At 69.2% G+C, this 26,887-nt stretch carries 19 protein-coding genes; 9 read left to right on the plus strand and 10 right to left on the minus strand.

Annotation, left to right across the window (positions count from 1 at the left end; genetic code table 11):
* Positions 1-13 precede the first annotated feature (13 nt).
* On the plus strand, positions 14-2,038 hold the full coding sequence (locus AC0L6Y_RS07110; RefSeq protein ID WP_473550067.1) for a M3 family metallopeptidase: 2,025 nt from the start codon (positions 14-16) through the stop codon (positions 2,036-2,038).
* Here AC0L6Y_RS07110 and AC0L6Y_RS07115 read toward each other — a convergent pair.
* The 10 genes from AC0L6Y_RS07115 to AC0L6Y_RS07160 all read right to left on the minus strand — a co-directional run bounded on the left by AC0L6Y_RS07115 (position 2,035) and on the right by AC0L6Y_RS07160 (position 17,395).
* Positions 2,035-4,239, minus strand: a complete 2,205-nt coding sequence (locus tag AC0L6Y_RS07115) for a glycoside hydrolase family 31 protein (protein WP_473550069.1) — start codon at positions 4,237-4,239, stop codon at positions 2,035-2,037. The two genes, AC0L6Y_RS07110 and AC0L6Y_RS07115, sit on opposite strands and share 4 nt — an antisense overlap.
* The gene (locus AC0L6Y_RS07120; RefSeq protein ID WP_473550071.1) at positions 4,236-5,360 is read right to left on the minus strand and encodes a glycoside hydrolase family 15 protein; all 1,125 of its coding nucleotides are present in this window, start codon (positions 5,358-5,360) and stop codon (positions 4,236-4,238) included. Before AC0L6Y_RS07120 ends, AC0L6Y_RS07115 begins: the two co-directional genes overlap by 4 nt.
* Positions 5,361-5,633: 273 nt before the next feature.
* Positions 5,634-6,872 carry an ABC transporter substrate-binding protein gene (locus AC0L6Y_RS07125; RefSeq protein WP_473550073.1) on the minus strand — a complete coding sequence of 413 codons (1,239 nt, stop codon included), beginning with the start codon at positions 6,870-6,872 and terminating at the stop codon, positions 5,634-5,636.
* A 53-nt stretch (positions 6,873-6,925) separates the two neighbouring features.
* The gene (locus AC0L6Y_RS07130) at positions 6,926-7,786 is read right to left on the minus strand and encodes a carbohydrate ABC transporter permease (RefSeq protein ID WP_473550075.1); all 861 of its coding nucleotides are present in this window, start codon (positions 7,784-7,786) and stop codon (positions 6,926-6,928) included.
* Positions 7,779-8,735, minus strand: a complete 957-nt coding sequence (locus AC0L6Y_RS07135) for a carbohydrate ABC transporter permease (RefSeq protein ID WP_473550077.1) — start codon at positions 8,733-8,735, stop codon at positions 7,779-7,781. The genes AC0L6Y_RS07130 and AC0L6Y_RS07135 overlap by 8 nt, the downstream gene beginning before the upstream one ends.
* Entirely contained in the window at positions 8,732-9,964 is a 1,233-nt protein-coding gene (locus AC0L6Y_RS07140) for an ROK family protein (RefSeq protein WP_473550080.1), read from the minus strand. The genes AC0L6Y_RS07135 and AC0L6Y_RS07140 overlap by 4 nt, the downstream gene beginning before the upstream one ends.
* A 147-nt stretch (positions 9,965-10,111) precedes the next feature.
* Positions 10,112-12,043, minus strand: coding sequence for a TIM-barrel domain-containing protein (locus AC0L6Y_RS07145; protein WP_473550082.1), 1,932 nt, complete (start codon positions 12,041-12,043; stop codon positions 10,112-10,114).
* On the minus strand, positions 11,958-12,989 hold the full coding sequence (locus AC0L6Y_RS07150; protein ID WP_473550085.1) for a TIM-barrel domain-containing protein: 1,032 nt from the start codon (positions 12,987-12,989) through the stop codon (positions 11,958-11,960). Before AC0L6Y_RS07150 ends, AC0L6Y_RS07145 begins: the two co-directional genes overlap by 86 nt.
* A 47-nt stretch (positions 12,990-13,036) precedes the next feature.
* Positions 13,037-16,333: a TIM-barrel domain-containing protein gene (locus AC0L6Y_RS07155; RefSeq protein ID WP_473550087.1), complete on the minus strand. Its 3,297-nt coding sequence runs from the start codon at positions 16,331-16,333 to the stop codon at positions 13,037-13,039.
* A gap of 282 nt (positions 16,334-16,615) precedes the next feature.
* The gene (locus tag AC0L6Y_RS07160; RefSeq protein WP_473550090.1) at positions 16,616-17,395 is read right to left on the minus strand and encodes a hypothetical protein; all 780 of its coding nucleotides are present in this window, start codon (positions 17,393-17,395) and stop codon (positions 16,616-16,618) included.
* A gap of 287 nt (positions 17,396-17,682) precedes the next feature.
* Here AC0L6Y_RS07160 and AC0L6Y_RS07165 point away from each other — a divergent pair, with 287 nt between their 5' ends.
* The 8 genes from AC0L6Y_RS07165 to AC0L6Y_RS07200 are packed head-to-tail and all read left to right on the plus strand — an operon-like array spanning position 17,683 to position 26,878.
* Complete coding sequence (locus tag AC0L6Y_RS07165) at positions 17,683-18,840, plus strand: ABC transporter permease (protein ID WP_473550091.1); 1,158 nt, start codon at positions 17,683-17,685, stop codon at positions 18,838-18,840.
* Positions 18,837-19,811: an ABC transporter permease gene (locus AC0L6Y_RS07170; RefSeq protein ID WP_473550094.1), complete on the plus strand. Its 975-nt coding sequence runs from the start codon at positions 18,837-18,839 to the stop codon at positions 19,809-19,811. The genes AC0L6Y_RS07165 and AC0L6Y_RS07170 overlap by 4 nt, the downstream gene beginning before the upstream one ends.
* Before the next feature lie 7 nt (positions 19,812-19,818).
* Positions 19,819-20,895 carry a BMP family ABC transporter substrate-binding protein gene (locus AC0L6Y_RS07175; RefSeq protein ID WP_473550096.1) on the plus strand — a complete coding sequence of 359 codons (1,077 nt, stop codon included), beginning with the start codon at positions 19,819-19,821 and terminating at the stop codon, positions 20,893-20,895.
* A 38-nt stretch (positions 20,896-20,933) separates the two neighbouring features.
* Positions 20,934-22,478, plus strand: a complete 1,545-nt coding sequence (locus AC0L6Y_RS07180) for an ABC transporter ATP-binding protein (protein ID WP_473550099.1) — start codon at positions 20,934-20,936, stop codon at positions 22,476-22,478.
* Positions 22,475-23,815, plus strand: coding sequence for an amidohydrolase family protein (locus AC0L6Y_RS07185; RefSeq protein ID WP_473550103.1), 1,341 nt, complete (start codon positions 22,475-22,477; stop codon positions 23,813-23,815). The genes AC0L6Y_RS07180 and AC0L6Y_RS07185 overlap by 4 nt, the downstream gene beginning before the upstream one ends.
* A complete protein-coding gene (locus tag AC0L6Y_RS07190; RefSeq protein WP_473550107.1) occupies positions 23,815-24,612 on the plus strand; it encodes a DeoR/GlpR family DNA-binding transcription regulator in 798 nt (265 codons plus the stop codon). The genes AC0L6Y_RS07185 and AC0L6Y_RS07190 overlap by 1 nt, the downstream gene beginning before the upstream one ends.
* Positions 24,609-25,409 carry a BtpA/SgcQ family protein gene (locus AC0L6Y_RS07195; RefSeq protein WP_473550111.1) on the plus strand — a complete coding sequence of 267 codons (801 nt, stop codon included), beginning with the start codon at positions 24,609-24,611 and terminating at the stop codon, positions 25,407-25,409. The genes AC0L6Y_RS07190 and AC0L6Y_RS07195 overlap by 4 nt, the downstream gene beginning before the upstream one ends.
* Positions 25,406-26,878, plus strand: a complete 1,473-nt coding sequence (locus AC0L6Y_RS07200) for an FGGY family carbohydrate kinase (RefSeq protein WP_473550114.1) — start codon at positions 25,406-25,408, stop codon at positions 26,876-26,878. Before AC0L6Y_RS07195 ends, AC0L6Y_RS07200 begins: the two co-directional genes overlap by 4 nt.
* Positions 26,879-26,887 lie beyond the last annotated feature (9 nt).

A 26,887-nucleotide genomic window follows, 5' to 3' on the forward strand; every position in this document is an offset into this window, starting at 1 on the left:
CTAGGCTGACACCGTGAGCAATCCCTTTGTCGCGCCCAGCCTGCTGCCCTACGCGTTCCCGCCGTTCGCCGAGATCCGGGACGAGCATTTCGAACCGGCCTTCGAACTCGGCATGGCCGAGCAGCGTGCCGAACTCGCCGCGATCATCGACACCGCCGAGCCCGCGACCTTCGCCAACACGCTCGAGCCTCTGGAGCGCAGCGGGCAGATCCTCGCTCGCGTCTCGCACGTGTTCTTCCACCTCAGCTCCTCGCACTCCAGCGACTTCACCAACGCGCTCGAGGAGAATCTCGCCCCGAAGCTCGCCGAGCACCACGACGCGATCATGCTCGACCACGCGCTCTACACGCGGATCACGGCGGTGCACGAGAGCGACGAGTCGCTCACCGACGAGCAGCGCTACCTGGTCGAGCGCTGGCACGTCGAGATGACGCAGGCCGGCGCCGGGCTCGACGAGGAGGCCAAGACCCGTCTGCGCGAGCTCAACCAGCAGATCTCGACGCTCACCACGCGGTTCGAGAAGGCCCTGCTCGCCGACACCAACGACCTCGCCGTCCACCTCGACTCCGAGAGCGACCTCGACGGCCTGTCGGCGGGCGAGATCTCGGCGGCCGCCGAGGCGGCCAAGTCGCGGGGGCTCGACGGCTACCTGCTCACCCTCATCCTGCCGACCGGTCAGCCCGCGCTCTCCGAGCTGACCGACCCCGCGGTGCGCGCGCGCCTGATGGAGGCGTCGCGCTCGCGCGGCACGCGCGGCGGTGAGCACGACACGCGCGACCTGGTGCTCGAGATCGTCCGGCTGCGCGCCGAGCGCGCCGTGCTGCTCGGCTTCGAGAACCACGCCGCGGCGGTCACCTCCGACGAGACCGCCGGCTCGCCCGAAGCCGTCGCCGAGATGCTCGGTCGACTGGCTCCGGCCGCCGCTCGCAACGCCGCCGCGGAGCATGCCGCGCTCGAGCGCCAGGCCGGCGGCGAGGTCGGCGCGGCCGACTGGGCGTACTGGACCGAGAAGGAGCGCCAGGAGCGCTACGACGTCGACACCGCCGCTTTGCGGCCGTGGTTCGAGGCCGAGCGCGTGCTGCAGGACGGCGTGTTCTACGCCGCGACCCGGCTGTACGGCATCACCTTCCACGAGCGCCGCGACCTGGTGAACTACCACCCCGACGCCCGGATCTTCGAGCTCAAGAACGAGGACGCCTCCCCCGTCGGCCTGTACGTGTTGGACCTCTACACGCGCGACAGCAAGCGCGGCGGCGCCTGGATGAACTCCCTGGTCTCGCAGAACTCGCTGCTCGGGCAGCCGGTCGTCGTCACCAACAACCTCAACGTGCCCAAGCCCGCCGCGGGCGAGCCCACGCTGCTCACCTTCGACGAGGTCGCAACGCTGTTCCACGAGTTCGGGCACGCCCTGCACGGCCTGTTCGCCCGCGTCACCTACCCCAAGCTCGCGGGCACCAACGTCTACCGCGACTTCGTCGAGTACCCGAGCCAGGTCAACGAGATGTGGATGCTCTGGCCCGAGGTGCTGAACAACTACGCCAAGCACTACGAGACCGGTGAGCCGATCGACCCCGCGATCGTCGAGCGGCTGCACGCCTCGGAGCAGTTCAACGAGGGCTTCTCGACGAGCGAGTACCTGGCCGCGGCGATGCTCGACCAGGCCTGGCACACGCTGACGCCCGACGAGGCCGCCGCCGTCACCGATGTCACCGAGTTCGAGGCGAAGGCCCTCGCCGCCGCGGGGCTCGACCACCCGGCGATCCCGCCGCGCTACTCGAGCACCTACTTCGCCCACATCTTCGCCGGCGGCTACGACGCGGGGTACTACTCGTACATCTGGAGCGAGGTGCTCGACGCCGACACCGTCGCCTGGTTCCACGAGAACGACGGGCTCACCCGCGCCAACGGCGAGACGTTCCGCCGGCTCGTGCTCGGGGTCGGCGGCTCGAAGGATCCGCTCGAGGCGTACCGGGAGCTCCGGGGCCGCGACGCCGTCATCGAACCCCTGCTCGAGCGCCGCGGCCTCGGAGAGGCCTAGCTCGCGAAGACCTCCGCGAGCGAAGGCCAGTCGGCAGCCCGCACGTAGACGGGGAGCTCGTCGATCGGGGTGGCCCGCTCGATCACGCGACCGCCGTCGACATGCATGCCGGTGAAGGCATCCACCCACTTCCCCGCGGGCAGGAAGACCGAGGCCGTCTCGGCGCCCTCCTCGACGAGGGGCGCGACCAGGATCGCGTCGCCGAGCATCCACTGCAGCGGATGCACCCACGCCGCCTCGTCGTTCGGCAGGTCGAAGTACAGCGGCCGCATGAGCGGCTCGCGGGCCTCGACCGCGCGTCGCGCCTCGGCCTCCAGATAGGGAACCAGCTTCTCGCGCAGCTTCGCGAAGCGGCGGAACACCGGAATCACCTGGTCGTCGCCGGTCAGCTCGGCGATGTTCCAGGGCGTGCGGTCCCGCGACGGGGTGCGGTGGTGGTTGAACTCGGAGTGGTACTGCATGATCGGCACGAACGCGGCGGCCGCGGTCGAGCGCAGGTACAGCTCCGCCGTCGGGATGTCGCCGCTGAAGCCGGCGAGATCCCAGCCCCAGTAGACGATGCCGCTCGAGGCGGCATTGAGGCCCGCGAACAGCGACCAGCGGAACGCCTCCCAGGTGGAGTTCTCGTCGCCCGCCCAGAACGCGCCGTGCGCCTGGCTGCCGCTGAACCCGGCGCGGCTGAAGGTGACCGGCGCCTTGCCGTTGCGGCGAAGCAGATCGCCGTAGGCCTTGGCGTAGTGCACCGGGAAGGTGTTGTTCTTCTCGTCGCCGAACCGGCCGTCGCGGTAGACCAGCTCACGACCCCAGGCGTGCTCGCCGCCGTCGGTCTTGAACCCGTCGACGCCGATCTCCTCGACCAGGTAGCGGCGCTTCTCGGTCCACCACCGCGCGGCACGATCGTCGGTGAGGTCGGGCATGAGCCCGAGCGGGAACCACCAGCCGCGGTTGCGGTAGGGCCGGAGCGACCCGTCCGGCGCGGGCTCCTGAATGAGCACGCCGTCGCGGATCGCCGCCTCGGCGTCGGCCTTCAGCTGACCCGCCGGATGCGGACGCATCTTGAGCAGCGGAATCTGCCACAGGTGCAGGCGAATATCGCGGCGGTGCAGCTCGTCGGTCATCCCCTTCGGGTCCGGCCAGGCGCCGTCCTCCGGGAACTCGAAGTCGGCCAGTCGCTTCGGCTGGGCGCCGTCGACGATCTCCGACTTCGCATCGCGCCAGGTGGTGAACGTGCTCTCGTCGCTCCAGGCCTCGATGACGACCGAGCCGACCGGGATGTCGTGGTCGCGGTGCGCGTCCATCTGGCGCATCACCTCGGCCTGCGTGTTCCACTCGTTGCCGCTGGCCCACAGCCGGAACACCCAGGAGGGAAGCTCCTCGGCGTGCCCCACCTCGGCCAGGAACGCCGCCAGCACCTCGCGGGGCGAGCCGTCGTAGAACGCGATCTCGAGGCTGCCGGCCGCATCGGTCTCGGCCTCGATCCACAGCAGATTCTCGTCGCTCGCGCCGACGTCGAACCAGACGCGACGGCTGGTGCGCACGTGGAAGCCCCAGCCGCTGCCGCCGACCACGTGCGCGAACGGCATCGGGAGGTAGGTCTTCCGCTCGGCGCCCTGGCTCTTGTACTGCTCGAACACGACCGAGTCGAGCTCCGTGCCGCGCTGGTTGAGCGCGTCGTAGCGTTCGCCGAACCCGGCGACCCGCTCACCGGGCGCCAGCGGAATGGCGAAGCGGATGCGGTGCACCCGCGAGCCGTCGCCGAGCGAGCGCGCGGACCCCTCGACCACCCGCGGCGCGCCGACCTGGTGGAGTCCGGGTGCCCCGTCGGTCCAGCCGCTCACCGTGGTCTCGAACCAGCGGGTGCGCTCGTCGGGAGCCACGAAGCGGTAGCGCAGCGTCTCGCCGACCCGCAGATCGTCGAGCTCGGCGTTCCAGCCGCCGCTCGCGCGCGCGAGACGCGCCTGCGCGGACGCCAGGTGGCCGCCGTCGACGACCTGCCCGCGGTCGCGGCGAGTCACCGGGGCCAGCGGCAGCACCGCGGGCGCTCCGCCGTCGCGCACGAGTTCGAGGTCGACGCGGGTGACCCCGGCCGAGCTGCGCACGCCCAGGTTGAGGGTCTCCCCCGCAACCGGGTCGACCGGGTGGCGCTGGTCGGTGTCGACCGAGTACGGGTGACCGGAGCCGAAAGGCCGGTGACGGATCATGATTCGATTACTCCGAGTTCGAGGGCGAGGCGAAGGTACATGGCGTAGGACCAGAGCAGCGGGTCGGCGCTCGTTCCCCATCGTTCGATCCACTCGTCGACGAAGGACGCGTCCAGCAGATGATCGGCGACCTGCTCCGGCATGGTGCCGCTCTCGCGCACGGTTCCCGCCGACCAGCGCAGCAGCTCGAGCGCACGCTCGGTGTTGCCCGCGCGGTTCCAGGCGAGGCCGAGGAAGCAGCTCAGCAGGGGCCATTGGCCGCCGCCGAAGTAGGTGTCCGCCCGGAAGCGGTGCATGCCGCCGTCGACCACCAACTGGGTGTCGAGCTCGGCGATGGTCGCGGCGCCGAGCGGCCCGCGGGCGTTGACGACACCGAGCGGAGCCATGAGCGAGCCGAGGCTCGCATCTACGGCGTCGGTGCCGATCCACTTGACCAAGTGGCCGTCGCGGACTCCGTGCGACCGGATGAAGTCGTCAATGGCGGCGGCCGTCGCGGCGGCGTCGCTCGACCGGGCCGAGTCATCGGCGGTCAGCGCCGCGCCCGCGTGCAGGCCGGCGGAGATGCATCCGAGCGTCGACACATGGACGTGCTCGGAGTGCTCTTCCCACCAGTCGTAGCAGGGACGCTGCCACGAGCTCGTGAGGTAGTCGAGGGTGAGCTCGACGGCGGGAATCCAGCGTCCCGGGTCGAGGTCGTGGCGCTGCACATGCTCCGCGAGCGCCCACACCCAGAGGCCGTAGCCGTCCAGCTGGAAGTCCCACCACTCGTCGTCGCCTTCGCGGCCGTCGAGAGTGAAGCGCGTGGCGAGCATGTCCGAGTCCGGCACCGGAACTCCGGCGTGGGCCGCGGCCACGATGCGCTGGATGTCGTCGGCGCGTTCGGTGAGCATGCGCGCGCACCAGTCGAAGAAGGCGGACGCCGAGGCGATCTCACCGGCGGCCGACATTGCGTCGGCGATGAAGGCGCCGTCCCGGAACCAGGAGTAGCCGCGATAGGCGGAGAAGGTGGGGCTCGCGGGGTAGGCGCCGCTCGCATCCTGCAGAGAGAGGATCAGAGCGCGTCCCTGCTCGGCGATCGCGGCCAGGTGGGCGCGGTCGGCGAGAGCCGGGGCGTTGGTCATGACGAGGGGATCCTTTGGATCAGGTGGGCGGTCGAACGGGTGAATCGGTGGTGCGGGGTGGGCCGGTCGAGCAGCCGCCCGTGGCGGCGCTTGTGCTGGTCGAGCAGCCGCCCGTGGCGGCGGCTGTGCTGGTCGAGTAGCCGCCCCGGGCGGCGTATCGAGACCTGTCTGCAGTCTCGATACGCCGCTGCGCGGCTACTCGACCAGCTGGGCAGCCGCTGCGCGGCTACTCGACCAGCGGGCTCGCCGCGCGGCTGCCCGACCAGCGAACTGCTAGCCGCCGATGACGGCGTTGATGCGCTCCTCGGCGCTCGCGAGGGCTTCCTCAACCGACTTGCGGCCGGCCTGCGCCTCGATGAGCTCCTCGCCCAGGATGTCCTGCATCTCGGCCTGGCCGTTGGCGACAACGGGCGGCAGCGCGATGCCGTCGAGCGAGTCGAAGACCGCCTGGCGGTTGGCCGGGGCGCCCTTCTCGAGGTAGGTGGCGAGCTTCTCGTCATCCGAGATCGGCGGGAGCTCCCAGCCGGAGTCGAGACGGATGTCAACCATCGTGTCCGAAGAGGTCATGAACTCGACCCACTTGGCCGCGGCCTCGACGTTCTCCGAGTTGGCGCTGACGCCGATCGCGTTCGAGAAGACCGCGCTGGCCTGCTGGGTGTTGCCCGGCTCGACCGCGATGTCCCACTCGAAGGTGACGTCGGCGAGGGCTCCGAAGATCCAGATGCCGCTGTGCAGCATGCCGAGCTTGCCCTCCTTGAAGAGGTTCGTGTCGAAGTCGGCCGTGCCCTGGCCCTGCTCGATCGTCGGCATGACGGTGCCGCTCTTGTTCACGAGCCACTCCGCCGCCTCGATGCCCTCGGGCGAGTTGAAGGCGACCGCGGTGCCGTCGGCGTTCAGGAACTCGCCGCCGTTCTGCGCGAGAGCCTTGTAGTACTCGTAGAAGCTGACCGGCTGGTGGTCGCCCCAGATGCCGGCGTCCTGGTCGGTGATCGCCTCAGCGGCGGCCTTCTCGTCGGCCCAGGTCCAGTCCTGCGTCGGGTAGTCGAGGCCGTTCGCGTCGAAGAGCTCCTTGTTGAAGTAGAGCACGACGTCCGAGAACGAGCTCGGCAGCGCGTACTGCACGCCGTCGGTCGCGTAGGCCTCGAGGAGCGAGGCCTTGTAGGCGCCCGCGTTGGCGACCTCGATCGGCGCGAGAACGCCGTTCGCCTGGTACTGCGCGTAGTTCGAGTACTCGATGTCGAAGACGTCGCTCTCGGTGCCAGCGGCGAGGTCCGTCTGCAGGGCCGTGCCGTAGTCGCCGTAGGGCAGCGTGGTGACCTCGACCGTGATGTTCGGGTTCTCGGCCTCGAAGGCCTCGACGATCGCCTGCAGGTTGTCTTCGTTTCCGCCGTTGGAAATGAAGTTGGTGTACGTGATGGTCACGGGGCCGCTGTCGGCGGCCGCGGTGCATCCCGCCAGGGTCAATGCCGCGACGCCGGCGAGGCCGACTGCGGTCATCAGATTGCGCTTCATGATGTGCCTATCTCCTTCGATGGGGTTTGGTGCGAGGGTGTGGGCGACCGAACTCATTTGAGTCCGGAGCTTGCGACGCCCTGAATGACGTACTTCTGGGCGAACAGATAGAGGGCGAGCATGGGGAGCACGCTGATGACCGATCCGGCCATCACGATGTCCCACTGCGTCGTGTACTGCCCCTGCAGCCCGGCGAGCGCCACCGGGAGGGTGTGCAGCTCGGGCGAACGCAGGACGACGAGCGGCCAGAGGAAGTTGTTCCAGCTGCCCATGAACGCGAACACGGTGAGCGTCGCGAGCGCGGGGCGGATGTTCGGCAGGATCACCGAGAAGAAGATCCGGAAGTGCCCGGCGCCATCGAGCGTCGCGGCCTCATCCAGCTCACGCGGAACCTGATGGACGGCCTGCCGCAGCAGGAAGATGCCGAAGGCGCTCGCGAAGGTCGGCAGCAGCGCGCCCAGGTAGGTGTTGATCAGCCCGAACGCCTTCAGCTCGACGAAGAGCGGAACGATCAGCACCTGCAGCGGGATCATCATCGTCGCGAGGTACACCGCGAAGACGATGCCGCGTCCCCGGAACGGCAGACGGCTGAAGGCGTACGCCGCGGTGGCGCTGGTGAACAGCTGCACCACTGTCGTGACGGTGGCCAGCCCGATGCTGTTGAGGGCGACCCGCGCGAACGGGCGCTCCTCGAACAGCTGGCGGTAGGCATCCAGCGACGGGTCGGCCGGGATCAGCGCCGGGGCGACGGTGAGGCCTGCCCCCGGCGTGATCGACGTGATGATCGTCCACAGGAACGGGAAGAACATCGCGATCGCGCCGAGGATGACGACGACGTGCAGGACGATCAGTCCCGTCAGCCCGGGCCGCATGCCGAGGCGGGGTCGCGCTCGAGCCGTGGTGCGCTCAGCCATACGTCACCCACCTCCTCTGACCAATGATTTGAATGACCGTGACTCCGAGGACCACGGCGAACAGCATCCAGCTGAGTGCGGATGCCTCCCCCGCAGCCCCGTAGCGGAACGTCAGGTCGTAGATCTGCTGCACCACGACCTGGGTGGCCCCGCCGGGACCTCCGCCCGTCATCGCGTAGACCTGGTCGAAGACCTGGAAGCCGTTGATGAGCGAGATCACGATGACGAAGAAGGTGCTCGGGCTCAGCAGCGGCAGCACCACGCTGAACAGCCGCCGCCACCAGCCAGCACCGTCGACGCGAGCGGCGTCGAGCAGTTCGGTGTTGATCGCCTGCAGACCCGCGAGCAGGATCACCATGACGAAGCCGAGGTCCTTCCAGGCCGAGGCGATGATGATCGACGGCATCGCCCACGTGGGGTCGGTCCACCAGCCGGGGCCGTCGATGCCGAACCACGCGAGCGCCGAGTTGACGACACCGGTGCTCGGGTTGAGCAGCCAGCGCCACACCAGGGCGACGACGATCCAGCTGGTGACCACGGGCAGGAAGTAGATGCCGCGCAGGAACGACCGGCCTTTGAGCCCGGCGTTCAGCGCGAGCGCCAGGGCGAGTCCGCCGATGTAGACGAGCGGGAGGTAGCCGACGATGTAGTAGATCGTGTGCAGGAACACCTCGGCCGTCTCGGGGTCGTTCCAGAGGCTGACGTAGTTGTCGAAGCCGACGAACGTGGCGGGCGAGAGCAGGTTCCACTCGGTGAGGCTGACCCAGGCGGCTCCGACCATCGGCCCGAGCACGAACAGCGTCAACGGGATCGCGCTCGGCAGCATGAAGGCGAGCACGGTGAGGGCGTACTTCACGCGGCGGCTGCGCCGAGACGAACCGGCGATCGACGGTCGGGGTGCCTCGGCGGCCGGCGGCAGAGCCGTCGCTTCGGGCGCGCGCAGGCTCACGAGTCCGCGCCTTCCTCGGTGACCTGGATGGCGCTGCCGGCGACGAGCCGGTCGCGCACCAGTTGGCCCTGGTCCCCCGAGACGCCGTCGGCGTCGAACGGCGTGGCCAGCACGAGCGCCGCGGCGCCCTGCGCCCAGCTCGCGTCCTGCCAGGTCTCGACGGCCACGCCGACGCCGCGGCGCGCGGGCAGCAGGCTCGCACGGAAGGCCGGCTCGAAGCCGTACGACCAGTGCGGCCACGACACGGTGCCCTCACCGAGGAGGATGACGATCTCGGGGTCGAGCGTGTGCACGAGCCCGGCGAGCGTGCGGCCGAGCAGGTGACCGGCCTCGCTGAAGATCGCCGTCGCCCCCGCGTCGCCCTCGTCGGCGGCGGTGCGCAGCGCGGCGATGCCGGCGCTCGCGGAGATCACACCGCGTTCGCGCGCAATGCGCACGAGCGCGGCCTCGCCGATGAGCGATTCGAGGCATCCGCGGTTGCCGCACATGCAGCGCGGGCCGTTCTCGAGCACGGGGGTGTGCCCGATCTCGCCCGCGCCGCCGGCGGCACCGCGAAGTACGACCCCGTCGACCACGATCCCGGCGCCCACTCCGGTTCCGATCGTGACGACGAGGAAGCTTTCATGACGGCGTCCGACGCCGTACAGGCGCTCCGCCATGGCGAGCGCGTTGACGTTGTTCTCCACGATGATCGGCAGGCCGAGCTCGCGCTGCAGCGCCTCGCCGAGCGGGACCCGCGACCAGCCGAGCTGCGGGGAGTCGACGACGCCGGTGTCCTGCCGGTCGACCGATCCCGGCACCCCGACGCCGACGCCGAGGACGGGCGCCGAGGATCCTCCCGCGATGAAGCGGCGGATGAGCTCGGTCAGGGTGGAGAGGAAGGTCGTTCCGCCGGCCTCGAACGGCTCACTGGCGGATCGCCGCACGAGGCCGTCGAGACCCACCTCGACGAAGGCGACATGGTCCGACACGACCTTGACGCCGATCACGCGACCCGCGCTCTCCGCGATGCCGAGCATCCGAGCCGGACGGCCGCCCTGCGAGGGCGAGTGATCGAGTTCGACGATGAGCCCCTCGGCGAGCAGCTGCTTCGAGAGCTGCGTCATGAGTGCCGGCGAGACGTGCAGGAGTCGCGCCAGTTCTGCGCGGGACGCGGGCCCGTGCGCGCCGAGCTGCGCGAGCACTGCGGACCGGTTGACGTCGGCACGACCGTTTGAGCGAATCACCATTGTTTCCTCGTTTATGAAGTACTGAAGATACTCTACCGAGTCTCGCGTCGCTGTCAATATCCGCGGCGAGAAAAGCGGCGGGGCCCGTCACCGTGGTGACAGGCCCCGCCGTGTGGATGCCCCGCTGCCGAGGCCTCGAGCGCCCCGCTAGAACGCCCCCGAGGTGGTTCCTCCCGACCCGGTCGCAGGCGTCGTCACCGACGTATTGCCGCCGGGCTCCCAGGCATCCGCGGTATCGGGGTGATTCGCCTCCTGCCGCTTGATGCACTTCCACTCGATCGTGGAGCTCGGCGGGAGGTTCGAGATCGTTCCAGTCCACGTCGGGTAGCTCGTCGGCGACAGCTTCACCGCGCTCGCCACCGACCACTCACCCAGCTGCGGCGCACTCCCGACGACGTAGACGGACTGCCCCATCGTCGTCGTCCCGTTGGTGCACTCGAACACCAGCGAGACCGGGGTCTCCCCCAGGGTGAACGCGAAGGTCTTCGCCGTGCCGACGCTCAGGTCACCCGACTTGGCGACCACCAGGTTCCCCCCGGCGTTGTACCACCCGCTCGACGCCGCGTCGAAGCTCGCCTTCGAGGTGTACTCGGTCAGCGCCGAGCCGCCGAGCGCGACGGCCGAGGCCTGCGTGTCATCCGTCACGAGCTCCACGACCGTGTCGCGGCTGGACGGCGCACCGGTGTAGGTGCCCGAGGAAGCCGCCACGGTCACCGTTGCCACGCCTCCCGACACCGACTGGGTGACGTCCGTGGTTCGGACGGCCCCGGTCTGGTAGTCCACCGTTGCCCCGTCGTCCTCGAACACGGTGAACGTGCTGGAGGTCGCGTCCGCGTAGACGCGTGCGATCAGCTCGTCGTGGACCTCCGCGTCCGAGCGCTTGCCGACGATGTTCATCGTGTCCTCGTCGACGAAGGCCTTCGGCAGGATCGCCCCCGCCTTGACGAACACCGGGAGCGTGAACTCGCCGTTGCGCCAGAGCGGAACGTCGTTCACCCACTGGCCCGAACTGCTGATCCGCTCGTTGGTGTGGTAGTTGATCCAGTCGCCCGCCGGCAGATAGACGTCGCGCTCGCGCTCGTCCTCCCCCGCGACGATCGCCACCAGCACGTCCTCGCCGATCATCTTCTCGTGACCCATTTCACGAACGTTGTCGTCGGTCTGGTAGTAGTACACGAGCGGCGGAGCGAGCGGTTCGCCGTACAGATACGCCCGATGCGCCAGGGAGTAGTAGTACGGCGCCAGCTCGTAGCGCTGCTGGATGTTCTGCAGGTTGCTGCCCTCGTCGCCGATGCTGTCCGGCGACGTCGCGAAGCAGTTGCAGAGGTTCTCGGTGTGCGGCCGCACCGGAACGTCGAACCACGAACTGTTCGCGAACCACTGCGTGTACAGCTCATCCAGATCCGAGTCGAGCATCTCGCGCCGGAAGCCGCCGATATCCGAGCCGTAGTAGTCGATCCCCGACATCGACATGTGCATCTGGGTGTTCTGCTGCGCCGCGAGCGCGGTGAGCTTCGACCCGATGTCGGCCGACCACATGGCCACGCCGTAGCGCTGGATTCCGCCAGCACCCGCGCGGGCGAGCAGGAAGGGGCGCGCCGACTCGGAGTTCGCGGCGTAGCCGTCCGAGATGCTCGCGGCCCACTCGAGGCCGTAGATGTTGTGATAGCCCGCGTGGGAGTTGTCCCCCGGAATGACACCCGCGACCCAGTCGCCCGAGTCGTACATCTCCGGCTCGCCGAGGTCGAGCCAGTGCCCGACCACCCCGTCGTCGATCAGATGCTGGCGCTCGTTGTCGTGCCAGTACTCCCCGGCCGCCGACTGCGTCCAGTCGATCATGCCGCCCTTGCCCCACCAGTCATTCGAGGTGAGGTAGACGGGAGAGCACGTCGAACAGCCCGCACGAACCAAGTAGCCGGCCGCCTCGAGGTCGGCGTGCTCGTCGAGGTTCTTGCCGACGTAGGACTCCTCGATCGGAATGAAGCCGATGCCGTCATCGCTCGCGTAGTCGGCGAGCGCCGTCGAACGGACTCGGGAACGCCGTCGTGTCCCAGTCGAGGCTTCCCATCGGGGTGTCATCAGATCCCGCGTCCACGCCCCCGAACCACTGCACGTCGAGCATGAAGCCGTCGACCGGGAAGTCCGAGGCGCGAAGCCCCGAGAGGGTCCCGTTGATCTCGCTCCAGTCGTCGTACCCGAACTCGGAGACCCACAGACCGAACGCCTTCTTCGGCGGCACCGGCGGGGTGCCGGTGAGCTCCATGTAGTCCTCACGAAGATCCGGGAGATCCGCGCCGGTCATGGTGTACCAGCGGATCTCGTCGCCCCACATGTTGACGGTCCACGGGTCCGACGTCAGGTTCCACTCCTGCTTGTAGACCTGATCGACGAAGACGCCGTAGTTCTCGTAGTCATCACCCGTCGCGAACAGCACGGGGATCTGCGTGTTGCCAACCGGACCGTTGTCGGTGTCGTACACCATGGCGTTGCCGAACGTGCCGCCCGGCGACTTCGTCCGGCCGACCCAGTCACCGTCCGCGCTGCCGCCCATGAAGAACTGCTGGCCGAGGCCGTATGCGTTCTCCATGGACTCCTGCGAGAAGCTCAGGCCCTTCCAGGCCTGCGTCAGGTTGACCGGGCAGACCTCGTGCAGCAGCAGCTCCGGGCTGCGCGTGGTGTCGTAGACCTCCGCACACAGGCTGGTGCCGTCGACGATGACCTTCATGTCGGTCGTCTCGAGCGTGTTGCCGGTCTGAGTGAAGTCACTCGGGCCGTCATAGTCGGTCTTGGCCACCTGCGGCGTCGTGAACAGCGGACTGCTGGTTCCGGGACTCGTGCTCACGCCCGACAGCTCGAAGTGCGCCAGGTCGTCGTCGAGGAACTCGACGATGAGATAGCTGCTGCCGGAGGTGAACTCCACTCGTTGCACGGTGCTGACCGGGGCGGCCGCCACCGGCTGCGCCGCGATCGTGGCGCCCGCGACCACCACGATCGGGACCAGCGCGAGGCGCGCTGCGCGGGACATCCGGGACCGGAGCCCAGTCGTCGACATCGTCGTCTCCATCGTCTGCCTCACTGTCGCGACAACGTCAGGTTGTCGAGGTTGATTGCTCCGGTGTTGGAGCCGCCGTACTCGATCCGGATGGTGTGCGTCCCCGCCGTCAGCGAGGTCGAGATCGATGCGGTGCCCCAGGTGTCCCAATTCGCGAGACTCGGAAGCGTCACCGAGCCGATCGACGAACCATCCACGATGACCGTGCGGGTCGCCGAGGATCCGGTGGCGTTCGCATAGCGCACGTCGAGCGCGTGAGTGCCCGCTTCCTCGGCCACGACCGTGAACTCGACCGCGTCGCCGCTCGTCTCGAACCCGTTGACGAACCCGAGGCCGGTGAAGCCGGTGTGGTTCGTGTTGGTCGTGGTGGAGACCTGGGCGGCGAACTCGGCCTCATACGCGGCCTTGTCGACATCGCTCAGCACGATCGTGCGGGTCGATCCGCTGGATCCGACCTTCACGAAGGTGAGCTGCTGCTCGTCGTCCCAGAACCAGCCGGTGCTGGCCGCCGAGAGCGCCGAGATCGATGCGCGCTCGGTGAGCGCGGAGCCGCCGGCTGTGACCCCGCTCGGCTTCGTGCCCGACACCTGCAGCGTGCTGGTGGTGGTCAGAGCCGGGAGCGTCACATCCACCGTGCCGGCGGAGCGGTCGGTGTCGACCTCGATCGTGCGGTGCGCACTCGCCGAGTCCTCGAAGTACACGTAGGAGCTCTCACCCTCGACCGGGTAGACCCGGAACACCAGGTTGTCGTAGCTGTCGACGTCGTTATCGATCGTGCCGCCGACCTCGTAGTCCGAGTTCAGGTTGAGCGGGATGATCGCGCCCGCGGGTGCGTAGACCGGAATGGTCTCGAGCCCCGCGTAGTACGCCTTCTCACCGCCGCCGGCAGCACGTCCGCCATTCCAGAAGTCGTACCACTCGCCCTCGGGCAGGTAGAGCGTCTTCGTGGTCTGACCCTCCGTGGTGATCGGCGCGACCAGCAGCTGCGAACCGAACATGTACTGCTGCTCGTAGTCCGCCGCCGTGGCATCTCCCGGGAACGCGTAGCTCATCGCCTGCATCATCGGGGCGCCGGTCGCGGCGCTCTTGTCCGCCTCCGTGTAGAGGTACGGAATCAGGTTCATCCGCACGTTGGCGAAGGTGGTGAAGGTCGGGACGACACTCGAGTCACCCGTGCGCGACTGCACGTTCCACGGGGTGCGCGCCTCCGACGTAGCCGGGTTCGCCTTCTCCGAGTGGTACTGCATGATCGGCGAGAACGTCGCCTGAGCCGCCGAGCGCAGGTACAGCTCGGCGCTCGGGAACGATCCCGTGAACCCCGCCATGTCCCAGGCCCAGAAGGGGATGCCCGACTGGCCGGCGCTCTGCCCGGCCCGGACCGCGTCCTGGAACGCCCCGAAGCTCGAGGACTGGTCGCCCGCCCAGAAGATCGAGTTGGCCTGCCCGCCCGAGGTTCCCGCGCGGCTGAAGATCAGTCCATCACCGCTGGTCGAGGTCTGCACGAAGTCGTTGTAGGCGCTCGTGTACTCGTTCGGGTAGGCATTGTGCATCTCGTCGCCCAGACGTCCGTCGCTGAACGCGACGTCGCGGCCGAAGATCGCTTCGCTGCCGTCGGTCTTGAAGCCGTCGACACCGAGGTCGTCGATCAGGTACGCGCGCTTCTCCATCCACCAGTCCGTGGCGTCATCGTTGGTGAAGTCCGGAATCGCGCTGTCGCCGAACCACTGGCCGGACGGGATCCGGTAGGGGTCGCCCAGCGCGTCCTCGACGAGGTAGCCCTGGCTTTCGGCGTACGTCTTGTCGTTGACGTGCTGCGTCGGAGCGCTCGACGGGTTCGACGAGAAGTTCTCCTTGAACACCGGGATCTGCCAGAGGATCACCTTGATGCCCTGGTCGTGCGCGTCGCTGATCATCGACTGCGGGTCGGTCCACGGACCGCCTCCGGGGAAGGTCAGGTCGGCGTAGTCGAGAGCCGTGCTGCCGTCGGTCGGCGTGTAGGTCGCCCCCATCCAGAGGTAGAAGGTCGCCTCATCGCTCCACTGCTCGAGCACGATCGCCGAGTGCGGAATCCCCGAGCTGTCGACCTCATCGAGCTCTGCCTCGACCTCGGCTTGGGTGTTCCACTCGTTGGCGGACATCCACAGGCCGAAGGCCCACTTCGGCGGCAGCTGCGGTTGACCGGTGTCCTCGGTGTAGTCGTCGAGGACGTCGGCCTGCTCACCCGAGTAGAACGAGTACGTCAAGGTCGCGTTGACATCGCCGCTCGTGTCGACCGTGAAGCCGGCCATGTCGGAGTAGTGAGTTCCGATGTTGAAGATCGAGTACCGCGTATCCGGGATGTGGATGCCGTAGCCGGCCGAGTTCGAGAAGAAGGGGACCGAGAAGTAGGTGCGACCGGTCGTGCCTTGGTCCTGGTACTGGTTGTAGACGTAGTTGTGCACGTCGGAGCCGCGCTGGTCGAGCTGGTCGTAGCGCTCCCCGAAGCCTTCGAAGCGCTCCCCACTCGGCGTGAGGTAGTGGTCTTCGATCTTGGTGACCGTCGTCGCCCCGTCACTCGCCCAGCCGATGTTGCGGAACGTCGAGGGGTCATACTGCTGCGTGATCAGCGTCGTGCCGTCGCCTTCGTAGACGGAGAGGCGATAGGGCGACTTCTGGATCTTGAGCACCAGCTCGCTGGTGGCGATCTCGAGGATCGACGCCGAGTCAGTGACGGTGTAGCTCGAGAGTCCGGAGAGGTCCAGGCCCGAGCCGTTGGGCGCGATCTGCGTCTCGAAACCGTCGAGCCGCGGGAACGCGAAGCGGATCTTCGGTGTGAAGTCGCCGGCGCTGTCGCCGGTGACGACATTGACGGAGGTCCCGTTGTCGGTGTAGGAGACGACGTCGGTGACGGTGCTCCACGAGGTGGTCGCGAACTCGAACGGGCCGACGGACTTCTGTCCGCCGCCGTTCACGTCGGCGTTGACCGTGTACTCCACCACGTCACCGCGCGCGAACGACCCGAGGCTGATGCTCCAGTAGCTGTTGTTGCTGCCGTTGTATTCCCAGCTCGCGCCGACCGGCGTCTGCGCCACTCCGTTCTTGCTCCAGGTGACCCACACGGTCTGGCCGCTGGCGATCGGCCACGTCGTGGCGTTGATCGTCACGCTCTCCCCGGCCATCGGGTCGCGCGGCGCGCGCTCCGTCTGCTCCTGGGAGTAGAGCTCATCGGCGCCGTACGGATCGTGCCAGACCCCGTCGAGACCGGCGGCACTGGCTTTGGTCGCCGGCATCAGCGCGACGAGAAGCGCCAAGATCGCCACGAGCGGAATGATTCGCAAGATCGCACGCGATCGCGAGACTGACAGATACATAGAACCCCTTTGTTCACGCCTGTATTAAGTTAAAAATAGCGCGGTCAGGGCGTCCCGCACAAGGGGGTAGACGAATTAGTTTCATCTGCCGACGGCAAGGAGGCCGCACCGACCGCGGCTCAGCGGGCACGTTTCGACCGGATTCCTCGCACGAGAGCGACCAGGATCTCGCCGCATGGCTCGCACCGCGGCGACCCGGATATCGCGGGCCACGTGCGCATTGCTACCGAAGCACGTCGGCCTCAGCGCCTAGGAGAGCCCGCGCTCGAGCGCATCCCGCGCGGCCGCCTCGACGCTCACGCCTCGTGCGCTCGCGTCGGCGGTGAGGCGCGAGGCAAGCTCCGGAGTGAGCTGGACCGTCACGCTCGAGCTCCCGGCGCCGAGAGCCTCGCTCGTGTCGGCACGCGGCGATGTGCGCGCGCGCAGAATGAGCGCCACGATCGGCAGGGCGATGGTGCCGAGCGCATCCACGATGCCGACGACGCCCAGCGCGCGCCAGTACGCCGAGCCGTCGTCGCCGGGGATGTCGCCGTCGGTGAAGATCGTCAGCCACAGCATGACGACGACGGTCGCGACGGCGACCAGGGTGACGCCGAGCCCGAGGCGGATGAGCACGTTGCGCTGACGAGCCAGCAGAAGCAGCAAGTTGGCCTGCGCGAGACTCGCGGCCAGGATCGCGGAGGAAAGCAGCGCCTTGACGAGGGTGTCACCGTTGACGAGCTCGTCCCAGTCGGTCCAGATCAGCAAGAACGCGCTCACGGCTGCGAACAAACTCGCGGCGATGCCGACGAACCCGACCACGCGCACCGCGCGCGCCACGATCGCCAGGTGGCACAGCGAGGTCGTGCCGAAGGCGGCGACCGTCAGCGTCGAAAGGATGACCCGGCCCTGCAGCTCGCCGAAGTCCCCGCTGACCAGAGCGATGATTCCGATCGCGGCGGCGATGACGAGCGAGACGACCACGGCGATGATCGCGGCGCGGCGCGCGCCTCGCACCACCCCGGGTGTCGCGTCCTCGTCGACGGCCATGCGCTCATGCTACGCCGCCACCCCCGCCCTCCCCCAGTGACGAAATGCAGGAGTTTCTCGACGCATCCGCTGTCATCCCGGGGGTTCGACGACGCGTGAGCCGCGATTCTCCTGCATTTCGTGAAGTGCGCGGATGCGCGAGGGCTCGGGCGCATGGCGCGCGGTCGGGGCGGGGCGGGCGCGGGGCGCGACCCCTGGGCCGGCGGCAAGACCCGAGGACCCGTCATGTGAATTTGTAACACGCAGGAAACACGCGACTTGTGAATTTGTAACACGGAGCGCGCAAGATGTTCACACTCACACCCAGCACCACACCGACGGGGGCCCGATGGATCGCGACAGTATCGAGCGCACACTGCGCCGCATCGGCTTGCCCGTCGCCGCGGCCATCGTCGCGCTCGGCATCGGCGGCGTTCTCGTCGCCACACTCGGGCAGTCGCCGCTCGCCGCCGCCCAGACCGTCATCCAGGCGGGCTTCAGTCTGGAGCCCCGGCTACTGCAACGTCGGCGGAAGCCTCACCCTCGCGGCGCCGATCGTCCTCACCGCGCTCGGCGCCGTCGTCGCGCTCCGCACCGGGCTGTTCAGCATCGGCCAGGAAGGGCAGTACGCGCTCGGCGGCCTCGCCGCGGCCGTCGTCGGCTACGGCATCCTGCTCCCCGCCGGCATCCACCCGATCGTCTGCCTCGCGGCCGCCGGCGCCGTCGGGGCGATCTGGGGCGTCATCCCCGCCATCCTGAAGATCTACCTCGGGGTGAACGAGCTCATCATCACGATCGTGCTGAACGCGATCGCCGGACTCCTCGTCGACTTCCTCGTCAACTACCCGCTGCGCGCCGAGGCGTCCACGGTCGGCTACACGCACGTCGTCGCCGAGACCGCTCGCCTGCCCCTCTTCGACATCTCGACCAAGTTCGGCGTCTCGTTCCTGATCGCGATCGTCGCCGTGATCGGCGTCTGGTTCTTCCTCAGCCGCACGACGGCGGGCTACGAGCAGCGGATGTCCGGCGAGGCGACGCTCTTCGCGCGCTACTCCGGCATGTCGAGCACCGGCAGCGTGCTCCGCGCCGGACTCCTCGGCGGCGCGCTCGCCGGCATCGGCGGCGGCGTCCAGGTGCTCGGCGTCAACTACCGCGTCATCGAAGGCTTCTCCGACGGCACCGGGTTCACCGGCCTCACCGCCGCGATCCTCGGCGGCACCACCGCCATCGGCGCCGCGATCGCGGGCGTGCTCTACGCCGGCATCACGGTCGGCGCGGTCAACGGCCTCCAGATCGTGCTGGGCGTGCCCCGCGAGATCGGCTCCACCGTCCTGGCGCTCATGATCGTGCTGATCGCCGTCCAGGCGCCCCTGCTGACGCGCCTGGAGAGATGGATCGACCGGCGCCGAGCGAACCGAAGGCACGATGCCGCCGCTGACCTGACCGCCGAAAAGGGGACCGCATGAACGTCGTCGCCGACTTCCTCAACAGCGGCATCCGGCTGACGACTCCGATCCTGTTCGCCGCCATCGCCTCGCTGATCAGTGCGCGCGCGGGGGTGCTGAACCTCGGAATCGAATCCAAGGTCCTCGCCGGCGCGTTCGTCGGGATCCTCGTCGCCGCCATCACCGGCGACAACACGCTCGGCATTCTCGCCGCTGCCGCCGCCGGAGCACTCATCGGATTGCTGATGGCCGCCGCGCACCGCATCGGCGTCGACCTGGTGATCCTCGCGATCGGGCTCAACATCCTCGTGCTGCAGCTGACGGTCTTCCTGATGCGCTCCTACCTCGGCGGCGTCGGCATCTACTCCCCCGACGTCGACCGCATCGACGAGGTCGAGATTCCGTTCCTCGCCGACCTGCCGTTCGCCGGCCAGCTGCTCGACCGACTGAACCCGCTCGTCTATCTCGCCTTCACGCTGGCGATCCTGGTCGGGATGTACTTCCGCACTCGCAGCGGCCGCCACCTGCTGGCGGTCGGCGAGGCCCCGATCGCCGCCGCGTCCGCCGGCCTGAACGTCGGACGCACGCAGCTGATCGCCCTCGTCACCGCCGGCGCCATCGCCGGCATCGGCGGCGCGTTCCTCTCGGTGGGCGATCTCGGGATCTTCACCCGCAACATGAGCGCCGACCGCGGCTGGATCGGCATCACCGCCGCCCTGCTGGCGCTCAACCGACCGGCATTCATCGTGCCCGCGGCGGCCGTCTTCGGCTTCGCCAGCGCGGCGAGCATCCGCCTGCAGGCATTCGATGTCCCGCCGAGTCTCACCCAGTTCATCCCGCAGGGCGCAGCTTTCGTCGCGCTCGTGCTGGTTGGTCTTCGCGCCCAGTCGCGCGGAAACGTCGCTCGCTTGTGGCGACAGAGCAGTCGGATTCGCCTCCGACCGCGCAGCACCACCCGCACCTCCCTGAAGTCCGACAACACACCCACCTAGGAGACCCATGCGCCCCTCAAAGATCGCCGTCGCAGCCATTGCTGCCGCGACGCTGACCGTGCTGGCCGGCTGTTCGGCCGACACCACGACCGCGGAAGCCGACGACACGTTCAGCTACGCCCTGATCACCCCCGGATCCGCCGGCGACGGCGGCTTCATCGACTCGGCGGTCGCCGGTGCGACCCTCGCGGAGAGCGACTTCGGCGTGACCGGTCGCGTCGTCGAGGCGGAGTCGGTTGCGCAGCAGGAGGGCGTCATCCGCTCGACCGTCGCGACCCAGCCCGACATCATCCTGGCCCCCGGTCTTGACCCCGACTCGCTGCTCGCGGTCGCCCTCGAGAACCCGGACCAGCTGTTCGGCGTCCCGAGCGACATCTTCGTCTCGGAGCTCCCGGACAACGTGCAGGCCTACGCGATCAACGTGCACGAGTCGAGCTTCCTCGGCGGCTACATCGCCGGAAGCATGACCACCACCAAGAAGGTCGGCGCCGTTCTCGGCATCGACAACCCCGGGCTGAACCAGTTCTACTTCGGCTACAAGCAGGGCGTGCTCGCCGCGTGCCCCGATTGCACCGTCACCCCGAGCTACCTGAACGGCGAGTTCGGCGACCCGACCGTCGGCCAGGAGGCCGCGCTCGCGCTGTACCAGGCCGGCAACGACATCATCTACGCGGTGGCCGGCCTCAGCGGCCAGGGCGTGTTCAGCGCCGCCGAGCAGGAGGGCACCTTCGCGATCGGCGTCGACTCGAACCAGGACGGGGATGCCCCCGGAACGGTGATCGTGTCGGTCATGAAGCGCGTCGACATGACGACCTACAACCTCATCAAGTCGACCCTCGCGGGCGAGTTCGAGTCCGGCTTCGTGGCGGCGAGCCTCGCCGACGGCGTCACCGGCCTGTCGTGGGGCGACGGCTCGACCGTCTTCCAGGACGAGGGCCCGGCCGACAAGGCCGCGCTGGTGGCCGGTCTGATGGAGGAGGTCGCGGCTCTCGAGGCGCAGATCCTCGCCGGTGAGATCGCCATCTGCGACGCGCTGAACGACCCGACCAGCGACGCCTGCGTCGCGCTCGGCGTCTCCAGCTGATCGCCACCCGGTAAGCAAGAACCACAGAAAGAGATCCCATGACTCCCACCTCGGGCGAGACGCCCCGACTCGAGATCCGCGGCCTGCGCAAGTACTTCGCAGCATCCGGTGTGCTCGCCGTCGACGACGTCTCGCTCGAGGTCGGAGCGGGGGAAGTCGTCGCCCTGATCGGTGAGAACGGCACCGGCAAGACGACGCTCATGAACCTCCTCTTCGGCGTGCATCAGCCCGACGCCGGCGAGGTCTACATCGACGGCGCTCGCGCCGACATCTCCAGCCAGCAGGACGCCATCTCCCACGGGCTCGGAATGGTGCACCAGCACTTCGAACTCGTGCCCTCCTTCACCGTGGCGCAGAACGTGCTGCTCGGACGCGAACCGTCCCGCCGCGGCTTCTACGATGACGCCGCAGCTGAACGTCAGGTGGCGGCGCTGATCGCCGACGCCAACCTCGACCTCGATCCGCGGCGCCGGGTCGCCGACCTGCCGGTCGGAGCCCAGCAGCGCGTCGAGATCCTCAAGGCTCTCGCCGCGGACGCACAGCTGCTCATCCTCGATGAGCCCACCGCGGTCCTGACCCCTGCCGAAGCGGATGACCTGGTCGCGATGGTGCGCCAGCTCGCCGCGAGCGGCCGCTCGGTCGTGTTCATCTCACACAAGCTTCCCGAGGTCCAGGCCGTCGCCGACCGCATCGTCGTGATGCGCCGCGGCCGCGTCGTGGGCGACGTTCCCCGCGGCGGCGCCACCGACGCCGAGCTGGCCCGCCTGATGGTCGGTCGCGACGTGCTCCTCACCGCCGAACCCGGCTCCGGCGCGGCGGGCGAGACCCTGCTCGAAGTCGAGGGCGCGATGGCGGATCCGAGCGCCGACGGCAGCACCGGACTCTCGGACGTGGCGCTCGCCGTCCGTGCGGGCGAGATCGTCGGAATCGCAGGCGTCAGCGGCAACGGCCAGGACGAGCTCGTCGAGGCCGTCGCCGGACTCCGTCGGCTCGAAGCGGGTCGCATCTCCATCGCGGGCACCGACCTCACCGGCGCCTCCCCTGCCGCCATGCGCGCGGCGGGTGTCGCCCACATCGCGGCCGATCGCATGCACGTGGGGCTCAATCTGCAGGCGACGCTGGAGGAGAACGCGGTCTCGACCTCGTTCCGCAGCCGCCGGTTCAGCCGCGCCGGAATCATCCGGCGTCGCGCCCGGCGCCGCTTCGCCGAGCAGGTGATCGCCGACTACGAGGTGCGCGGCGCCGCCCCGGCGCGCGTCGTCGAATCGCTGTCCGGCGGCAACCTGCAGAAGATCGTCATCGGGCGCGAACTGTCGGGCGACCCCCGCGTCGTGCTCGCGAATCAGCCGACGCGCGGTCTCGACGTCGGCAGTATCGAATTCGTGCACAAGGCGCTGTCGAAGGCGCGATCGGAGGGCAGCGCGGTGCTGCTCGTCTCCGCGGAGCTCGACGAGGTGCTCGCCCTCTCCGACCGCATCGCCGTGATGTACGACGGAAAGCTGCTGGGACCCTTCGACCGATCCGAGGTGGATCGCGACCGGATTGGCCAGCTCATGGCTGGCGGAGTGGAGAAGACGCCGTGACCGAGATCATCGTCGCCGACCAGGTCTACCTCAACGACGACGCCGGAACGGTGCTTGCTCCCGGCGTCATCGAGGTCGTCGATGGCGTCATCCACTCGGTCTCCCCCGTCACCGGCCCTCGCCCGAGCGGCGAGGGAGTGACCGACCTCGGCGCGAGCCTCGTGATGCCGGGACTCGTCAACGCGCACGCCCACACCCCGATGTCGCTCATCCGCGGCGTTGCCGAGGGGCACTCGCTGCTGACGATGGAGGGGTTCCTCGCCGTGCTGCGCACCCATGAGGCGCACCTCACCCCCGAGCTCGTCCCCGCCTCGGTCGCGGTCTCGTGCGCCGACATGATCCGGCACGGCACCACGTTCTTCGCCGACCAGTACTTCTTCGCCGACGAGATCGCCCCGACGGTGCAGCGCTCGGGACTCCGGGCCCGCATCGGCTGGGGAATCGTCGAACTCGGCGACGACACGGCCCGCGCCCGCGAACTCGCCGCCGCCGCGGCCTTCGCCGAGAGCATGGCGGGGGGCACGCGCGTTCAAGGCTGGGTCGGGCCGCACGCCTACTTCGTCGACAACACCCCGGAGGCGATGGAGGCCGAGCTCGCACTCGCGAAGCGCCTCGGCACCGGCCTGCACGTGCACTTCTCGACCTCCAGCGAGGAGGACGACTGGTGCATGGCCGAGTACGGCAAGCCCGCACTCGAGGTGCTGCGCGAGACCGGCATGCTCGACGTGCCCACGATCCTGGCGCACTGCAACACCGTTCCCGTGGATCAGCTTCCGCTGCTGGCCGGCACGAAGGCCGCGCTCACGGTGATCCCCTCGGTCGCGATGATGAGCGGCGTGCCCGCCGCCCCGGTGCGCGAAGCTCTCGACGCCGGCGTGCTCGTCGCGCTCGGCAGCGACAACGTCTGCAACAACACCAACACCGACCTGTTCGAGGAGATGCGCATCCTCGGCAAGCTCGCCGCGTTCGCCTCGCACACTCCCAACCACGTCACGCCGCGCGAGATCCTCGGCATCGCCACGCGCGGCGGGCAGCGCGCACTCGACGGCGGACCTGACGACGGCCAGCTGGTGGCCGGGGCGGTCGCCGACCTCATCGCCATCCCGCTCTCCGAGGTGTCCCGAGGACCCGTCGGCGCCCAGTCCTTGGAGGCCGCGATCGTCTACGGCACCTCCGGTGCATCGGTCAGCCACTCCATGGTCGACGGCCAGTGGCTCATGACAGATCGTCAGGTGCGTACACTCGACGTCGCCGACGCCCTCTCGCAGCAGCAGCGGGACTACGACACCCTGGTGTCGCGGATGCGCGCGGCGGCAGCCGAGGAGGACAGTGTCTGATGGACGTTGCGGAACGCCGCACCCTCATTGAGGAGCGGGTGATCAAGACCGGCGAGGTCTCGTTCGGCGAACTCGCCGAGGCCTTCGACGTGTCGGAGATGACGGTGCGTCGCGACATCGAGGCGCTCCAGGCGCAGGGCGTCGTGCGACGCGTCTCCGGCGGTGCGATCTCGATCACCGGCACGGCGTTCGAACCGAGCTATGGCCTGCGGGCCGGCCAGTCCGCGGCGAGCAAGGACCACATCGGCGAGCAGATCGCCGCCCTGCTGAAGCCGGGCGAGACGGTCGTGCTCGACAGCGGCAGCACGGTCGCCTCCGTCGCGCGAGCGATCCGCGGACGCGACCTCGGGCTGACCGTCGTCACCCCGAGCATCGCCGTGGCCACGACGCTCGCCGACGAACCCGACACCCGGATCATCCTCACCGGCGGGACCGTCCGGCCCGGCGAATTGAGCCTGATCGGCTCCGAGACCGAGCAGGCCTTCGCGCGCTACAACTGCGACACCTTCGTGATCGGCGTCGCCGGCGTCGACGCCGAGCGCGGCCTCACCGAATACCACCCCCAGGAAGCCAGCGTGAAGCGGGCCGCCCTGGACGCCTCGCGGCGCGTGATCGTCGGCGCCGACTCCGCCAAGCTCGGCCGCGTGCACCTCGTCACGATCGCACCGCTGTCCGACGTGACTGTCCTCGTCACCGACGGCGACCCCTCAGACCCCGTTGTCACGGCCGCTCGCGCCGCCGGAGCCGACGTCGTCCTCGTTCCACCCAGCACCATCTCAGGAGACAACACCCCATGACCCGTTTCGCCTCTATCTTCCCCGGCGTCGACAAGCCCCTCATCGCGATGGCGCACGTGCCGGCGCTTCCCGGTACCCCGCTCTACGACGAGACGGCCGGCATCCAGGGTCTCGTCGACCAGGTGCGCAGCGACGTCGCGCTGCTCGTCGACGCGGGCTTCGACGCGGTCATGTTCTGCAACGAGAACGACCGCCCGTACGAGCTGCACGCCGGCCCCGAGTCCGCCGCCGTGATGGCGCGCGTCGTCACCGAGTGCCGCCCCACCTCGATCCCGTTCGGCGTCGACTTCCTCTGGGACTCGCGCATCGCCCTCGCCGCGGCCGTCGCCACCGGCGCGAGCTTCATCCGCGAGGTCGTCACCGGCGTCTGGGAGTCCGACATGGGCCTCTGGACGACGGACGCCGCCCACACGCTGCGCGAGCGCCGCCGCCTCGACGCGCAGGATCTCGCCATCTTCATGAACATCACCCCCGAGTTCGCCTCCCCCATCGGACGGCGCGATGCGGCGGAGACCGCGCGCTCGACCGTCGTCTCGAGCCTCGCCGACGCGATCCTCGTCTCCGGCCCGATGGCCGGGGCCGGCCCGTTGACGAGCACCCTGAAGGGCGTGCGCGACGCGGTCCCCTCCGATGTGCCCGTCCTGCTGAACACCGGCGCCCGCGCCGACACGATCGGCGAGATGCTGACGATCGCCGATGGCTGCATCGTCGGCTCCTCGCTCAAGGTCGACGGTCACACCTGGAACCCGGTCGACCCGGATCGCGCGCGCCGCTTCGTGGAGGCCGCCCGGTCGTGAGCGCGATCACCCTCGGGCTCGACATCGGCACCACCGGGGTGAAAGGCATTGCCCTCGATCTGGAGGGCGGCCTGCTCGCGCAGGTGAGCCGGTCGAACGAGCTGCACTCGCCGCACGCCGGGTGGGCCGAAGCCGACCCCGCGCAGTGGATCGAGAACAGCCACGCGGTGCTCGCGGCCCTCGCCGCGCACCCCGCGGTGAATGCCGCGCGTGTCGTGGGCATCGCCACCACCGGGATGGTTCCGGCCGTGGTCGCCCTGGACGCCTCGGGCGTCCCGCTGCGCCGAGCGATCCTGCAGAACGACGCACGCGCCACCGCCGAGGTGTCGGAGGTCGCGGCACGGCTGGCCGAACACGACGTCATCGCGCTCACCGGCTCCCCCGTCACCCAGCAGTCCGTCGGACCGACGGCGCTGTGGCTGGCGCGGCACGAGCCCGAGATGTGGGCGGCCTGCCACGTGCTGGTCGGCTCCTACGACTTCGTCGCGATGGCGCTCGGCGCACGGCCGCACGTCGAGCGCAACTGGGCGATCGAGTCGGGCCTGTTCGACCTCGACGGCGCCCCGTTCGCTCCGGCGATCGCGGCTGCCAGCCTCGACTCGCGCCTCGCGCCGGTCGCCGCCCCCGGCGAGGTCGTCGGCGAGCTGAGCGCGGCCGCCGCGGGTGTCACCGGGCTGCCCGCGGGCATCCCGATCGTGGTCGGCGGGGCCGATCACGTGCTCTCGGCCGTCGGCGCCGGGCTCTCGAAGCAAGGCGACTGGCTCGTCAAGCTCGGCGGCGCCGGCGACATCCTCGCCGTCAGCACGGAGCCGATCACCGACGCGCGGTTCTACCTCGACGACCACCCGGTGGACGGCCTGTGGCTTCCGAACGGATGCATGGCGACGAGCGGCAGCCTCGTGCGCTGGGTGCAGGGCGTCTTGCGCGAGACCGACCTGGCCGCCCTCGATGCCGAAGCCGACCAGCGCGGCGCCGCCGAAGTGCTGTGCCTGCCCTACTTCCTCGGCGAGAAGTCGCCGCTGAACGACCCCTCCCTGCGCGGCGTCTTCGCCGGCATGCACCTCGGCCACGACCGCTTCGATCTGTACCGGGCCGCACTGGAGGGCATCGCGTTCGGCTTCCGCCACAACGCCGACGTGCTGGCCGAGCGCGGCATCGAGCTGAGCGCGGCGACCGTCACGAACGGCGGCGCCACCTCGCTGTTCTGGAAGCGGATCCACGCGAGCGTGCTCGGCACCCCGCTGCGCACGGTGCAGCAGCACCCGGGCGCCTCGCTTGCCGCGGCCGTCGCCGCCGCGATCGGGGTCGGCGCGCTCGACGACTGGTCGGCGATCGAGCGGTTCGTGATTCCCGGCGACACGGTCGACCCGGAGCCGACGCTCGTGGAGCGCTACGACGAGGCGTACGCGCTGTGGCGCGAACTGTCGGATGTCACCGCGACGACGATGCGCGCGCTGGCTCGGCGCTAAGCGCCCGGA

It is taken from the genome of Pseudolysinimonas sp. 10J20-29 (assembly GCF_055809595.1).

Coding starts and splice junctions, on each gene's coding strand:
- AC0L6Y_RS07115 (WP_473550069.1), bottom strand. CDS start 4,239: ATGATCCGTCACCGGCCTTTCGGCTCCGGTCACCCGTACTCGGTCGAC.
- AC0L6Y_RS07120 (WP_473550071.1), bottom strand. CDS start 5,360: ATGACCAACGCCCCGGCTCTCGCCGACCGCGCCCACCTGGCCGCGATC.
- AC0L6Y_RS07125 (WP_473550073.1), bottom strand. CDS start 6,872: ATGAAGCGCAATCTGATGACCGCAGTCGGCCTCGCCGGCGTCGCGGCA.
- AC0L6Y_RS07130 (WP_473550075.1), bottom strand. CDS start 7,786: ATGGCTGAGCGCACCACGGCTCGAGCGCGACCCCGCCTCGGCATGCGG.
- AC0L6Y_RS07140 (WP_473550080.1), bottom strand. CDS start 9,964: ATGGTGATTCGCTCAAACGGTCGTGCCGACGTCAACCGGTCCGCAGTG.
- AC0L6Y_RS07145 (WP_473550082.1), bottom strand. CDS start 12,043: ATGACACCCCGATGGGAAGCCTCGACTGGGACACGACGGCGTTCCCGA.
- AC0L6Y_RS07150 (WP_473550085.1), bottom strand. CDS start 12,989: ATGTCCCGCGCAGCGCGCCTCGCGCTGGTCCCGATCGTGGTGGTCGCG.
- AC0L6Y_RS07160 (WP_473550090.1), bottom strand. CDS start 17,395: ATGGCCGTCGACGAGGACGCGACACCCGGGGTGGTGCGAGGCGCGCGC.
- AC0L6Y_RS07165 (WP_473550091.1), top strand. CDS start 17,683: ATGTTCACACTCACACCCAGCACCACACCGACGGGGGCCCGATGGATC.
- AC0L6Y_RS07170 (WP_473550094.1), top strand. CDS start 18,837: ATGAACGTCGTCGCCGACTTCCTCAACAGCGGCATCCGGCTGACGACT.
- AC0L6Y_RS07175 (WP_473550096.1), top strand. CDS start 19,819: ATGCGCCCCTCAAAGATCGCCGTCGCAGCCATTGCTGCCGCGACGCTG.
- AC0L6Y_RS07180 (WP_473550099.1), top strand. CDS start 20,934: ATGACTCCCACCTCGGGCGAGACGCCCCGACTCGAGATCCGCGGCCTG.
- AC0L6Y_RS07190 (WP_473550107.1), top strand. CDS start 23,815: ATGGACGTTGCGGAACGCCGCACCCTCATTGAGGAGCGGGTGATCAAG.
- AC0L6Y_RS07195 (WP_473550111.1), top strand. CDS start 24,609: ATGACCCGTTTCGCCTCTATCTTCCCCGGCGTCGACAAGCCCCTCATC.